A 14,007-nucleotide genomic window follows, 5' to 3' on the forward strand; every position below is an offset into this window, starting at 1 on the left:
TGGGTTTATTTGGAAAACAAGGGTGTGATCGGCTTGGACTGATCCAACTCGATCAGCGCTTCTGCGTCCCCGTCTTCGGCGAAAGGCGTCCATGGCTTGCCGATCGACAGCGTGATGAGGTAGCGCTCTTCGTTGGGGCGCTTGTTGTAGTTGAATCGGTGGAAATGCATCGTAACTTGATATTTTTTGCCCGCTTTCCAGTAGACCGACCCTCCTTTATTGACGTCTCGCAACTGCGCCCGCCATTCAGGTGTGTCTTCAAAGGGTGGATAGGTTTTCCTGCCGGCCACCCTCCATCCGCCCTGGCGCCACTGTTCTTGTAAATCCAGCGCTACCTTCAGGGCATCATCGAGCAGCAACGGCTCAACCTGTGGGGACATGCGAATACTGCTAACGACGTTGTCGTCAAATACAACGGTAAAAAAACGCGCTCTCGGCGTTACGAACTCATACTGCGGATCGATGAGCCGAAGCCGTGCATCCGTATTGGGAAGGCCCATCCAGACATGTCCCGGGACCCTTGCGGTGAAGGGAACCGAAGAATGCTTGCGCAAGGTTTCATAGCTGCCGCCCACCTCCAAGGCGATCACCGGCTCTTGTGATAGCGACTCAACCAACTGATTCGTAGCCACCCAGATCAGCACAGCGATAAGCAGCAAGCCTGCACCTAGTCGCCAGCGGCCAATACCTTGCCGCACACTCATCGGATTCCCTGCCCTGATGCGATCTCGGCGATCGACTGCTCCAGCACACTACGGTTTGTATCATTGAGCATCTGATCAAAGCGTGCTGCGGCCCGAAGTACGAAAGGCATTCGCTGCTCGATATCCGACAAGTCCGCAAACGGACTGTCGCTGAAACCGATGGTGCGTCCGTCATCAATACGCTGACATTGGTTGGAGAGCGTCAACTCGATTGGCTGGGCCACGCCAGAAGGAAATCCGGTCACATAAGCAGCATGGTTACCACGCAGCAAAGCCACCAGTTGGCCGTCCTGATAAATCGTGGGCTGTAGAATATTTTGCTGCTCATGCCAGGCTAAATGCGCAACGCTCCCGGCAATGTCCCCTGCTTCAATCGCCTCAAATCCACGCAAGATCTCGATGTAATCGTCCCCGAACTTCAGCTGTCCCTGGCCCACCGGCCACAACACCGGAAACTTTGGGTGCCCGTAAATCAGCTTGCGAGCGTTCAAGCACTTCTTGAAATCCTCCAACCCACGCTTCGCATAAAACTCATGCAGGGGAAAAATATCCAGGAAGAGCGTGGTATTGCCCAACGCCATCATGTCGTGCACATGCCGGAACTGCTGTTGCACCAGCGACAAGTCCTCCCCCGCTGAACGAATATCCACGGAGGGCAGCGGATTGCGCGCATCCGCTTCCTTATAGTCACGCAACTCATCCGCCTGCCCGGCCATCCTGTCCGGCGTCAACAAGCCTGCTTCGCGGCGACTGTCACGCACGCGCTGCCGCGCCTCATATTCCTCGCCGACGAGATCGATAGTATTCGCAGCATGAAGCAAGCCACAGCCGACCTGCTTGGAAGCAAATGCCGCCAGCCCCGCCCACTGAAAACGAGGGTCGTTCAGCCACAACCGGGCATACGCGGCGTTGATCGCGCGGTTACGCGCCACCGGGTCGGCGATCAATACACCGTTCGGCGCAACGATCTCTTCAGCCTCGCGCTGATAGATCCGCCAGAGGCAGGCGCACGTCAGAATCGGCACATCAGTAACAAGCGTCTTGCTGCCATAAAGCCGCACGTCTTGGCATTCACAGTCAGCAACGGGCGTGCTGTTGTGGTTCAGGCGCTGCGCGTCGCTAGGTTGTTCTTTGAAACACTGGGTCATGATCATCGGGGGCGTCTAAGGGAATCCCTGAACCCTAACAGCCGAAATTCCCGTCCGAATCATGGCGACGAAAAATCAGAAATCCCTGACAGACGACGCTCGCCAGGCGCAAGGAAATTGCGTCGGGATGAACAGGAACGGTCCCGAAACTACCTGAACACGCGGGTCTGGCCGGGACCGACGCCTCAAAACAAGACCGATCAGTCAGAAACTGAATGATGTCGCTTTGCAGATTATTGTCGTACGGCACTCATCCAATCGAAAAGAGGTGCTAGCATAGAGCCACCAGTCGATCTCAGCATGCACCCTAACTAGTAGTCAGGATATGACCGAGCCAGAAGACCCCAGCCGTGAGCGCCTCAAGCACCATTTTGCCCAGCGGGTAATTCATCAGGCACGTCAGATTCTTGAGATATGGCAGCGCCTGCAACGCAGCGAGTGGTCCAGCACCGACTTATCCGAACTGAGCGAGGCCAATCTGCGCCTGCTGCGTTTCGCCGAGCGTTTCGAACAACCGGAACATACCCAGCTGGCGCGTCATATCGGCCAGTCGCTGGAAGCCGTCGACGCCAATCGCGGACGTCTCAGCAGCGGCCTGATCACCGACCTCAATCGCTTGATGCAGCGCCTGTCGCGCACCGGCCTGCGCCATGGCGATCAGCTCGACCAAACCTTTCTGCCGCCATTGCGCAAGCCGATCTACGTGATGCTGCAAGATCACGACCGCGCCGAACGCCTGGCCAAGCAACTTGAGTTTTTTGGCCTGATTGCGCAATCGCTGGACAGCGTGGCGGCGTTCCGCTCGTCGATGATCGAGCGCTTGCCCGCCGCCATTGTCATGGACGTCGACTTCAGCGGCCCCGGCATCGGCTTGCAACTGGCGGCCGAAGCCCAGGTCGGGCTGGATGAACCGTTGCCATTGCTGTTTTTCAGCCTGCTGGAAACCGACACCCCGACCCGACTCGCCGCCGTGCGCGCCGGGGGCCAGGAGTTTCTCACCGGCACCCTCGAAGCGTCGAGCCTGCTGGAAAAGATCGAAGTCCTGACCTGCGTCGCCCAGTACGAACCTTATAAAGTGCTGATCATCGACGATTCGCGCGCCCAGGCCTTGCACACCGAGCGCCTGCTCAACAGCGCCGGGATCGTCACGCGGACCTTGATCGAGCCGATTCAGGCGATGGCCGAACTGGCGGACTTCCAGCCCGACCTGATCATCCTCGACATGTACATGCCGGCGTGTACCGGCACCGAACTGGCCAAAGTGATTCGCCACAACGACCGTTACGTCAGCGTGCCGATCATCTATCTGTCCGCCGAAGACGATCTGGACAAACAACTCGACGCCATGAGCGAAGGCGGCGACGACTTCCTGACCAAACCCATCAAGCCACGACACCTGATTACCACCGTGCGCAACCGCGCGGCGCGGGCGCGCAACCTGAAGGCGCGGATGGTGCGCGACAGCCTCACCGGCCTGTACAACCACACGCACATTCTGCAATTGCTCGAAGACTGCAGCTTCCGCGCCCGCCGCGAGAGCAAACCGTTGAGCTTTGCGATGCTCGACATTGACCACTTCAAACGGGTCAACGACAGCCATGGTCACCCGATGGGCGACCGCGTGATCAAAAGCCTGGCACTGTTTCTCAAGCAACGTTTGCGCAAGACCGACTTCATCGGCCGCTACGGCGGTGAAGAGTTCGCCATCGTCATGCCCGACACCGATCTCGAATCGGCGCATAAAGTGCTCGATGAAATTCGCCAGCGTTTTGCCGAAATTCACTACCCCGCCCAACCGCAGGATCTGTGGTGCACCTTCAGCGCTGGAGTGGTGGAGCTTTGCGACGACTCCGACAGCCTGTTGATGGCCAGTCAGGCGGACGAGGCGCTGTACCGCGCCAAGGACACCGGACGCAACCGCGTACAAGCCGCACGGACGTCAAAGCAAAGTGCCACTTTTTCATCGGAATGGACCCACTCGGTCATAACCCTGTAACACAAACGCAATAAATTCAGGCGCTTACTCTTCTGCCGTTGGTAGTCCCGCGATGCGCCTGAAGCTGCTGACCAATCTCAACACCCTCCTTTTAGTCGCCGTGTGCGTAGCCCTTGGCGCGACGCTCTGGTGGTCGCAAAAAGCCCTCGAACGTCCGTATCTGTTGATGGAGCGTTACCTGGGTTTGTCCCAGCAATTTCAAAACGGGGTCGCGCGCAATGTCGAGGATTACCTCGGCAGCGGCGATGCCTTGCGCCTGAGCAGCGCCAATCAGGCCATCGACGCCTTGCAACTGGAACTCGCCGAGTTGCCCCCGGCCCTGGCCGACACCTTGCGCCCGAGCCTGTCGAACCTTGCCGAATTCAGCAAAACCGACCTGCTGGCTGCCGGCAAACTGGCGGGCGATCCGCAGGCATTGTTGCTGCAAGCGGAACGTGAACTCGGTGCCAGCCTCGATCAACTCAGCCAATACGCCAGCGGCAACGCGGCCTACCTCGCGCCCTTGCTCGCCGCGTCCCAGCACGTGGGCAAATTGTCGCTGGCCCGGGACAAACTGGTCAGCAGCGGGCGTAGCGAACTGGCGGCCGAGGTCGAGCGTGAAGTCGCGGCCATTCGCGCGCAATCGGAGCTGATCAGCGCTTTGCCGCTGCTTGGCGTGACCGGTAGCAGTGAATCCGGCACCGATGATTTCGCCGCGATGATGGGCCTGGAGAACACCGAAAAAGCCGTCGCCGAAGACGCCGGCGTTGGCCTCAAGCGCGAGCTCGGTAGCTTGCTGACGCGCTATCCCGCCGAGCTCTCGCGCACCCGCGACCAGATTCAGAAACGCACCGACCTCAGCACTGCCACGCATGTGAAAATCGCCGACGTGCAGCAAGCCATCGCCGGACTGGAGCCGGTGGTGCGCGCCCAGCACGGGCAGATCCAGGGCGAAGTGCGCTTGATGCAAGGGGTGATGATCGGCCTGATTCTGCTGATCGCGTTGCTGATCGACACCTTGCAGCGACGCTTGGCGCGAACGCTGACCAACCTTGCGCCGGCGCTCTCGACGTGGGCCGAAGGTGACTTCAGCCGCGACATTCAACTGGGCCACACCAATCGCGAACTGCATGACATTGAAGCGTCGCTCAATCGCTTGCGCGCTTATCTGGTGGACCTCGTCGGGACGATTCGCCTCAATGCCGAACAAGTCGCCGGCAGCAGCCGCACCTTGGCCGAGTTGAGCAACGACCTGCACAGCGGCGCAGAGCATCAGGCGGGCGACACGGCGCTGATTCGCGATTCGCTCGGCGAACTGGAAGCAACGATTCAACAAGTCGCCGGCGATGCCAGCCAGGCGGCCGACGCCAGTCGCAATGCCGGGCTCGCGGTGGAGCATGGGCAGAAAGTCATCGGCCTGAGCCTTACCGGGCTGCATGCGCTGGTGGGTGAGGTGCAGGGCAACGCGCAGATGATCGAACACCTGGCTGAAGAGTCGGCGACCATCGGCGGCGTACTGACGGTGATCCGCTCGATTGCCGACCAGACTAATTTGCTGGCCCTGAACGCCGCCATCGAAGCGGCCCGCGCCGGGGAAATGGGGCGCGGCTTTGCCGTGGTGGCCGAAGAAGTTCGCTCCCTGGCGCAACGCACGGCGGGTGCCACCGCCGAAATCCAGACACTGATTGCCGGGCTGCAAACGGCGGCGCGGCACTCGGTGGAGGGCATGCGCGCGCAGGTTGAGCACGCTGAGGCCACGGCCAGTCAGGCGCAGGCGGCGGATGGTGCGCTGGATAAAATCGTTGGCGCGATCCAGACCATTGCCGACACCGCCGTGCGCATTGCCGATGTCACGGCGCAGCAGAGCGGCGCGGTCAGCGAGATTCGCGATCACAGCGAGCGGATTCACCAATTGGGTGGGGATAACTTGCTGCGCATCGGCGAGGGGCGTGAGCAAGGGGAGAATTTGTTGGTGCTGGGCGGGCGCCTGCACACAGCGGTTCAGGCCTTCCGCGTCTGACCGAGCGTTTTCGTCGGGACGCCTTCGCGAGCAAGCCCGCTCCCACAGGGGCACGCATTCCAATGTGGGTGCGGGCTTGCTCGCGAAGGCGCCAGGGCATTCACCACAGAATCCAGCCCCTGCACACCCGCCTGACGTCCGCTATCATGCCCCCAATTCCGATACGCGAGATTGTCATGCGCCGTTTGCTCTGCCTGCTATTTCTAGTGCTCGCCCTGCCGGCCACCGCCGCCGGGTTGCTGGACACGCGGCCCAGTTCCACGTTGGGCTCGATCAACAACAGCGCCGACTTCCTGCCGGTGCGCGAAGCCTTTCAGCTCAGCCTGGTAGACGCCACTGCGCAATCGATCAAGCTGCGTTTCGTCGCCACCGACGGTTATTACCTCTACCGCCATCGCTTCCAGTTTCGCGCCGATCCCGCCGATGTCGCGCTGGGTGCGGCGCAACTGCCCAAGGGTGAAAAAAAGCACGACGAATACTTCGGCGACGTCGAGGTGTACCACGGCATCCTCGACGTGGAAGTGCCGCGCACCGATCCACGCGCGTTCACCTTGGTCGTGACCTATCAGGGCTGCGCTGACAAAGGCCTGTGTTACCCGCCCGAAACCGAGCGCTTGAGCATTGACGGCGTCGGCGCACCAACGTCCCCGACCACGCAAAACTGGAGCTGGCGCGAGCTTGCATTGTTCTTTCTTGCCGGCGTCGGCCTGACCTTTACGCCGTGCGTGCTGCCCATGCTGCCGATCCTGTCCGGCGTGGTGTTGCGCGGTCAGGTCGGCGGCTGGCGCGGCTTCAACCTGTCGCTCGCCTACGTGTTGCCCATGGCGGCCTGCTTCGCCCTGCTCGGCGCGCTAATGGGCTTGTTTGGCGCGCAACTCAACCTGCAAGCCCGGCTGCAATCGGCGTGGGTGCTGGTGCCGTTCGCGATGTTTTTTGCGGTGTTTGCGCTGGCGATGTTCGGCGTGTTCGAACTCAAGTTGCCGCACGCCATCAGCAGTCGACTTGACCGGATCGCCGGCCGCACGCAAGGCGGCTCACTGTGGGGCGCCGCGGTGCTGGGGGTGGTTTCCAGCCTGTTGGTTTCACCTTGTGTTTCGGCGCCACTGGCCGGCGCCTTGCTCTACATCAGCGCCAGCGGCGATGCCTTGGGTGGAGGCTTGAAACTGTTCATGCTCGGCCTCGGCATGGGCGCGCCGCTGCTGCTGGTCGCCACCGGCGGTGCGGCCTGGCTGCCGAAAAGCGGGCCGTGGCTGGTGTACGTGAAAAACGCAATCGGCGTGCTGTTGCTGGGCTTGGCGATTGGCCTGCTCAGTCGCGTGTTGCCGGGACAGATCACCTTGTTGCTGATCGGGCTGCTGGCCGGTGGCGTCGGCTTGTTCATGGGCGCGCTGGAGTTCGTCTACAAACCTCCGCGAAAACGCCTCGGCCAGTTGCTGGGGATGTTCCTGCTGTTTTACGCGCTGGCGTGCTGGTTCGGGGCGTTCAGCGGCCAGACTGATCCGTTCAACCCGATTGGCCAGCCACGGCTGATTGCCGGCAACGCACCCGCGCAAAGCACGGGTGCCTGGCAAACCATTACCACGCCGGCCGATCTTGACCGCGTGCTCGCCGAGGCCAAATCCGCAGGCACCCCGCTGCTGCTGGACTGGTACGCCGACTGGTGCATCAGCTGCAAAGTCATCGAACACGAAGTGCTCAACGACGCCAAAGTGGTCGAACGCCTCAACGGTTATCGCCTGATCCGTTTCGACATCACCGCCAGCAACGCCGAGCAACGCACCCTGCTCGATCGTTACAAATTGTTTGGCCCACCGGCACTGATGTTTTTTGGCCGAGACGGCGCCGAACACGCCGACGTGCGGGTGATCGGCGAGATCAACGCCACGGACTTCGCCGAACGTGTTGCGAAAGCAAATGACCGGATTTAAGTACCCGGTCACAAATTTTGCGCAAACATCGGCCATCGTGCTGGCTATTGCATAGAACTGGACAGTCACAAAGGCTTTGCGGCATAGTCGCCGGGTTCTGACAATTGCACACGGATAACAAGGAACAGCAGATGGCGACCTTACTGGTTCTGCACGGACCCAACCTGAACTTGCTCGGCACCCGCGAACCGGGCACCTATGGCGCTACGACGCTGGCGCAGATCAACCAGGACCTGGAACGCCGTGCCCGTGAAGCCGGCCATCATTTGCTGCACCTGCAAAGCAACGCCGAGTACGAATTGATCGACCGCATCCACGCCGCTCGCGGCGAAGGGGTCGACTTCATTCTGATCAATCCAGCAGCTTTTACGCACACAAGCGTCGCATTACGTGACGCGCTGCTGGCGGTGAGCATCCCATTCATCGAAGTGCATTTGTCTAACGTGCACAAACGCGAACCTTTCCGCCATCACTCTTACTTCTCCGACGTAGCGGTGGGAGTGATCTGCGGCCTTGGCGCCAGCGGTTATCGACTGGCCCTGGAGGCCGCACTAGAGCAGCTTGAAAGACAGGCAACGACTTGAACAACAAGCGTTAAACGCCCCTGACCGACCCTTGGGAGTTGATGATTCATGGATATCCGTAAAGTTAAGAAACTGATCGAACTGCTGGAAGAGTCCGGCATCGACGAGCTCGAGATCAAGGAAGGCGAAGAGTCCGTACGCATCAGCCGTCACAGCAAAACCCCGGCCCAGCAGTATTACGCACCGGCTCCAATGCCAGCTCCGGCTCCAGCGCCTGCCGCTGCCGCACCGGTTGCCGCCGCTGCGCCTGCCGCGCCAGCCGCAGCGGTCCTGAACGGCACCGTTGCCCGTTCGCCGATGGTTGGCACGTTCTATCGCAAGTCTTCGCCAAGCTCGCCGTCCTTCGTTGAAGTCGGCCAGACCGTGAAGAAAGGCGACACCCTGTGCATCGTCGAAGCCATGAAGATGATGAACCACATCGAGGCTGAAACCAGCGGTGTGATCGAATCCATCCTCGTCGAAGACGGCCAGCCGGTTGAGTACGACCAACCGCTGTTCACCATCGTTTGAACCGCGGAGAAACTTTGATGACTGCGAAGTTGGAAAAAGTTCTGATCGCCAACCGCGGTGAGATTGCCCTGCGGATCCTGCGTGCCTGCAAAGAGATGGGCATCAAGACCGTCGCCGTTTACTCCAAGGCCGACAAAGAGCTGATGCACCTGGGCCTGGCAGACGAATCCGTCTGCATCGGTCCGGCCTCGGCCGCGCACTCTTACCTGCACATCCCGGCAATCATCGCCGCCGCTGAAGTGACCGGCGCTACCGCCATTCACCCAGGCTACGGTTTCCTTGCGGAAAACGCTGATTTCGCTGAACAGGTCGAGAACTCCGGCTTCGCGTTCATTGGTCCGAAAGCCGACACCATTCGCCTGATGGGCGACAAGGTATCGGCCAAGCACGCCATGATCGCTGCCGGCGTGCCAACCGTTCCGGGTTCTGACGGCCCGCTGCCTGAAGACGAAGAAACCGCCTTGCGCATTGGTCGCGAAGTCGGTTACCCGGTGATCATCAAAGCCGCTGGCGGCGGCGGTGGTCGTGGCATGCGCGTTGTGCATAAAGAAGAAGACCTGATCTCCTTCGCGAAACTGACCCGCACCGAAGCAGGCGCGGCGTTCGGCAACCCGATGGTCTACCTGGAAAAATTCCTGACCAACCCACGTCACGTGGAAGTCCAGGTACTGTCCGACGGCCAGGGCCACGCCATCCACCTGGGCGACCGCGATTGCTCGCTGCAACGTCGTCACCAGAAGGTTCTCGAAGAAGCGCCGGCACCGGGCATCGACGAGAAGGCTCGGGCTGAAGTCCTCGCTCGCTGTGTCAAAGCGTGCATCGACATCAACTACCGTGGCGCGGGCACTTTCGAGTTCCTGTACGAGAACGGCGCGTTCTATTTCATCGAAATGAACACCCGCGTTCAGGTTGAGCACCCGGTTTCGGAAATGGTCACCGGCATCGACATCGTCAAGGAGATGCTCAGCATCGCCGCTGGCAACAAGTTGTCGTATACCCAGGAAGATGTCGTCATCCGCGGTCACTCGCTGGAATGCCGCATCAACGCCGAAGACCCGAAAACCTTCATGCCGAGCCCAGGCACGGTCAAGCATTTCCACGCGCCGGGCGGCAACGGCGTTCGCGTCGATTCGCACCTGTACAGCGGTTATGCGGTTCCGCCGAACTACGATTCGTTGATCGGCAAGCTGATCACCTACGGCGCAACCCGTGAAGAAGCGCTGGCGCGCATGCGCAATGCGCTGGACGAAATCGTTGTCGACGGGATCAAGACCAACATCCCGCTGCACCGCGACCTCGTCCGCGATGAAGGCTTCTGCAAAGGTGGAGTGAACATTCACTACCTCGAGCACAAGCTGGCTGGCGACAAGCACTAAGCTTCAGCCGGACCAACAAGGCCGCCTTCGGGCGGCTTTGTTGTTTCTGGACATTGCTACACAGCGCCCCTGTGGCGAGGGGGCTTGCCCCCGTTCGGCTGCGCAGCAGCCGCAAAACCATGCAACCTCATTGCATCAGCCGTCACCGAAGCGATCACTTCGGGACTGCTTTGCAGTCCAACGGGGGCAAGCCCCCTCGCCACGGGAGGTGTTCACCTTTGATCCGTGGCTACCCGGTCGTCTTCTGTCGCGCGCTCGCGTAAACTTGCGCGCTTCTCGCAGCCCGCTAGGCTGCAATCAATATTTTTCAAAGGTGCCCGCCATGCCTTGGCTGCAAGTCCGTCTCGCCATCAGCCCAGAACAAGCCGAAACCTACGAAGACGCGTTTCTTGAAGTGGGTGCCGTGTCGGTGACGTTCATGGACGCCGAAGATCAGCCGATCTTCGAACCGGAACTCAACACCACGCCATTGTGGTCGCACACGCACCTGCTGGCCTTGTTCGAAGGCGGCACCGAAGCCGCCAGCGTGCTGGCCCACCTTGAGCTGCTGACCGGCAACCCGTTGCCCGAGCATCACAGCGAAGTGATCGAAGACCAGGACTGGGAACGCAGCTGGATGGACGGCTTCCAGCCGATGCGTTTCGGTCAACGCCTGTGGATCGTGCCGAGCTGGCACGCCGCCCCTGAACCGGGCGCCGTGAACCTGTTGCTCGATCCGGGCCTGGCGTTCGGCACCGGCACGCACCCGACCACCGCGTTGTGCCTGGAGTGGCTCGACGGCCAAGACCTGAAAGATTGCAACGTGCTCGACTTCGGTTGTGGCTCGGGGATCCTGGCGATTGCCGCGCTATTGCTGGGCGCCAAGGAAGCCGTCGGCACCGACATCGACGTGCAGGCACTCGAAGCATCCCGCGACAACGCCGGGCGTAACAACATCGCCGAAGCGCTGTTCCCGCTGTATCTGCCGGAAGACCTGCCGCAGGTCAAAGCCGATGTTCTGGTCGCCAATATCCTCGCCGGGCCGCTGGTGTCGCTGGCGCCGCAGCTGTCCAGCCTGGTCAAGCCCGGTGGTCGCCTGGCGCTGTCCGGCATCCTCGCCGAGCAAGGCGAAGACGTCGCTGCCGCCTACGCCCAAGACTTCGATCTGGACCCGATTGCCAATCGCGATGGCTGGGTGCGCATCACTGGCCGTCGGCGCTAGAATGAGCGCCTGCATAAACCGGATCGCCGCATGACCGACAGCTTCGTCACCCAGTGCCCGCATTGCCAAACCAGCTTTCGCGTCAGCCATGCTCAATTGAGCGTGGCCCGTGGGGTGGTTCGCTGCGGCTCCTGTTTGCAGGTGTTCAACGCCGCCAGACAATTGCTGGAACAACGGGCTGGAAAAGCCCCTGTCAAACCGGTGGCCCCGGCCATCGTCGAGCCGCCGGCGCCACGCGCCATCAGCCAAAAGCAGTGGACGGCTTCCGAGCTGGACCTGGACAGCCTGGACCTGGATGAAGAACTCGCCCGGCTCGAACAGCGGGAAATCCAGCCGACCACGGAATTTGGCCGGCACCGCGAAGACGGCCTCAGCGCACGACGCGACTCTATCGAGCACGAAGAGCCGTGGTCCGACAGCCTTTTCAGCGAATCGGCCGCCGACCGTGCCCGGTCGAGCGAAACCGAGCGGCCGGACGCAGAGGCCGAACCGGACAAACACGCGCGCACCGAACCTTCGCTCTCGCTGGAACCCGTTGATCCGGAGGACGAGTATCAAGTCCCGCAACTGCGCCTGAACGACCCGCTCGATGCGCCCCTGCATCGCGGCCGCCTGTCAGCGGCCGATGACATCGACGACGACCTGCCCTCGATCGAACCCCTGCGCAAACGTCGCGAACGCAGTGAACCGGCCGTGCGCGCCGAAGTGCTGCAAGACCTGACCGATGACCCGCTGCAACTGGACTGGCAAAAACGCCGTTCCCCATGGGGCCGGCGTTTATTCTGGATGTTGCTGGTACTGCTGGGGGCCGCTGCGCTGGCTGGTCAGTACATCGCCTACCACTTCGACGAACTGGCGCGTCAGGACCAATACCGCCCCTGGTTCCAGCAACTGTGCCCGCAGGTCGGCTGCACCGTGCCTTCGAAAGTCGATATCGCGAAAATCAAAAGCAGCAACCTGGTGGTCCGCAGTCACCCGGAGTTCAACGGCGCGCTGGTGGTCGACGCCATCATCTACAACCGGGCCCCCTTCTCGCAGCCCTTCCCGCTGCTGGAATTGCGCTTTGCCGACCTCAACGGCCACCTGATCGCCAGTCGCCGCTTCAAACCCGGCGAGTACCTCAACGGCGACCTCGAAGGCATGGCCGAAATGCCACCGCAAACGCCGATCCACATCGCGCTGGACATTCTTGATCCCGGCGCCAAAGCGGTGAACTACAGCCTGAGCTTCCACTCGCCCGAGTGAAACGCTTCACCGTTATCGGCTTGACGGCAGATTTCTGACTTTTGACCACTCGCACCAAACCGCTGGCGATAACAGAATAACTGTTCAGATTTTGTTCAATTCAGCCTTTATCCAGTCATCGAGAGCGGGTATCATGCCAACCCTTTTTCGAACTCTCATGATCCGGCCCCACAACAGGGAAGTCCTATGTCGGCGGTACGCATCGGTCCATACACATTGCACAACGGCTTGATTCTCGCCCCCATGGCGGGCGTCACCGACCAGCCCTTTCGTCAGCTGTGCAAGCGACTGGGCGCGGGGCTTGTGGTTTCGGAAATGGTCACCAGCGACATGAGCTTGTGGAACACCCGCAAATCGCGGATGCGCATGATTCACGAAGGCGATCCCGAGCCCCGCTCGGTACAGATCGCCGGGGGTGACGCGCAGATGCTGGCGGATGCGGCCCGGGCCAATGTCGAGCTGGGGGCACAGATTATTGATATCAACATGGGCTGTCCGGCGAAGAAGGTCTGCAACAAGGCTGCCGGCTCCGCTCTGTTGAAGGATGAAGCACTGGTCACCGAGATCCTGCACGCCGTGGTGGCTGCGGTGGATGTGCCGGTGACCCTGAAGATCCGTACCGGCTGGGACCGGGACAACAAGAATGGCCTGACGGTGGCGAAGATCGCCGAGCAGGCAGGCATTGCGGCGTTGGCGGTTCATGGCCGTACCCGTGCCGACCTGTACACCGGTGAAGCCGAGTACGACACCATTGCCGCGATCAAGCAGGCGGTGTCGATGCCGGTCTTTGCCAACGGCGATATTGATTCGCCGGAAAAGGCCCGATACGTGCTCGACGCGACCGGTGCCGATGGCCTGCTGGTAGGCCGGGCCGCCCAGGGGCGGCCGTGGATTTTTCGCGAGATCGATCATTTCCTGCGTACCGGCGAAAAGCTCCCGGCACTGGAATTGATCGAAGTGGAACGCATTCTGCTAGAGCATCTGGCTGCCCTGCACGTCTTCTATGGAGATGTCATGGGCGTCCGTATCGCTCGGAAGCATGTGGGCTGGTATCTCGCAACCTTGCCGGGCGCCAGGGAGTTTCGCGCCCAGTTCAATCGTTTGGAAGATACGGAAGCACAATGCGCCAACGTTCAGGGGTTTTTCGCCGAACGTTACAAGAGCCTGACAGGGGACGGAGAAGGGGTGGCCGCATGACGATGATGACCGAGACTTTAGTGAGCCCATGGGTCGACGATGGCGGCATGTCCGTAAGTCTCTCGCGGCCCCGGATGGGTGCCACCCTGGGCGGCCGCGAGCACATAACACTGGGTCTC

General features: G+C 61.0%; 11 protein-coding genes and 1 pseudogene. 9 read left to right on the forward strand and 3 right to left on the reverse strand.

The genetic code is table 11. From position 1 onward, the window contains the following. Positions 1-5: 5 nt before the first annotated feature. Both ACQKP4_RS21055 and ACQKP4_RS21060 read right to left on the reverse strand, forming a co-directional pair. Positions 6-704, reverse strand: coding sequence for a hypothetical protein (locus ACQKP4_RS21055; protein WP_427635545.1), 699 nt, complete (start codon positions 702-704; stop codon positions 6-8). Further along, complete coding sequence (locus tag ACQKP4_RS21060; RefSeq protein WP_427635554.1) at positions 701-1,852, reverse strand: DUF2515 family protein; 1,152 nt, start codon at positions 1,850-1,852, stop codon at positions 701-703. The genes ACQKP4_RS21055 and ACQKP4_RS21060 overlap by 4 nt, the downstream gene beginning before the upstream one ends. 325 nt (positions 1,853-2,177) lie before the next feature. Here ACQKP4_RS21060 and gcbA point away from each other — a divergent pair, with 325 nt between their 5' ends. The 9 genes from gcbA to dusB all read left to right on the forward strand — a co-directional run bounded on the left by gcbA (position 2,178) and on the right by dusB (position 13,888). Beyond that, on the forward strand, positions 2,178-3,848 hold the full coding sequence (gene gcbA / locus ACQKP4_RS21065) for a diguanylate cyclase GcbA (RefSeq protein WP_427635546.1): 1,671 nt from the start codon (positions 2,178-2,180) through the stop codon (positions 3,846-3,848). 52 nt (positions 3,849-3,900) lie between these two features. Beyond that, the gene (locus ACQKP4_RS21070) at positions 3,901-5,847 is read left to right on the forward strand and encodes a methyl-accepting chemotaxis protein (RefSeq protein ID WP_427635547.1); all 1,947 of its coding nucleotides are present in this window, start codon (positions 3,901-3,903) and stop codon (positions 5,845-5,847) included. A gap of 176 nt (positions 5,848-6,023) precedes the next feature. Next, the gene (locus ACQKP4_RS21075) at positions 6,024-7,775 is read left to right on the forward strand and encodes a protein-disulfide reductase DsbD (RefSeq protein ID WP_427635548.1); all 1,752 of its coding nucleotides are present in this window, start codon (positions 6,024-6,026) and stop codon (positions 7,773-7,775) included. A 131-nt stretch (positions 7,776-7,906) separates the two neighbouring features. Continuing rightward, on the forward strand, positions 7,907-8,359 hold the full coding sequence (aroQ, locus tag ACQKP4_RS21080) for a type II 3-dehydroquinate dehydratase (RefSeq protein WP_310845759.1): 453 nt from the start codon (positions 7,907-7,909) through the stop codon (positions 8,357-8,359). Between the two features lie 48 nt (positions 8,360-8,407). Continuing rightward, positions 8,408-8,869 (forward strand): acetyl-CoA carboxylase biotin carboxyl carrier protein, encoded by a 462-nt coding sequence (gene accB / locus ACQKP4_RS21085; RefSeq protein ID WP_427635549.1) that lies wholly within the window; start codon positions 8,408-8,410, stop codon positions 8,867-8,869. Positions 8,870-8,886: 17 nt separating this feature from the next. Further along, positions 8,887-10,245: an acetyl-CoA carboxylase biotin carboxylase subunit gene (gene accC / locus ACQKP4_RS21090; RefSeq protein WP_427635550.1), complete on the forward strand. Its 1,359-nt coding sequence runs from the start codon at positions 8,887-8,889 to the stop codon at positions 10,243-10,245. A gap of 322 nt (positions 10,246-10,567) precedes the next feature. Continuing rightward, complete coding sequence (prmA, locus tag ACQKP4_RS21095) at positions 10,568-11,446, forward strand: 50S ribosomal protein L11 methyltransferase (RefSeq protein WP_427635551.1); 879 nt, start codon at positions 10,568-10,570, stop codon at positions 11,444-11,446. 30 nt (positions 11,447-11,476) lie between these two features. After that, positions 11,477-12,691 carry a DUF3426 domain-containing protein gene (locus ACQKP4_RS21100; protein WP_427635552.1) on the forward strand — a complete coding sequence of 405 codons (1,215 nt, stop codon included), beginning with the start codon at positions 11,477-11,479 and terminating at the stop codon, positions 12,689-12,691. A gap of 186 nt (positions 12,692-12,877) precedes the next feature. Then, a complete protein-coding gene (gene dusB, locus ACQKP4_RS21105; protein ID WP_427635553.1) occupies positions 12,878-13,888 on the forward strand; it encodes a tRNA dihydrouridine synthase DusB in 1,011 nt (336 codons plus the stop codon). 26 nt (positions 13,889-13,914) lie between these two features. Here the strand turns inward: dusB and ACQKP4_RS21110 are convergent. Next, positions 13,915-14,007: pseudogene (locus tag ACQKP4_RS21110) on the reverse strand (nitrilase-related carbon-nitrogen hydrolase); the annotation flags it as partial.

The sequence above is a fragment of the Pseudomonas sp. NPDC086278 genome, assembly GCF_050280905.1.
Classification (GTDB): Bacteria; Pseudomonadota; Gammaproteobacteria; order Pseudomonadales; family Pseudomonadaceae; genus Aquipseudomonas.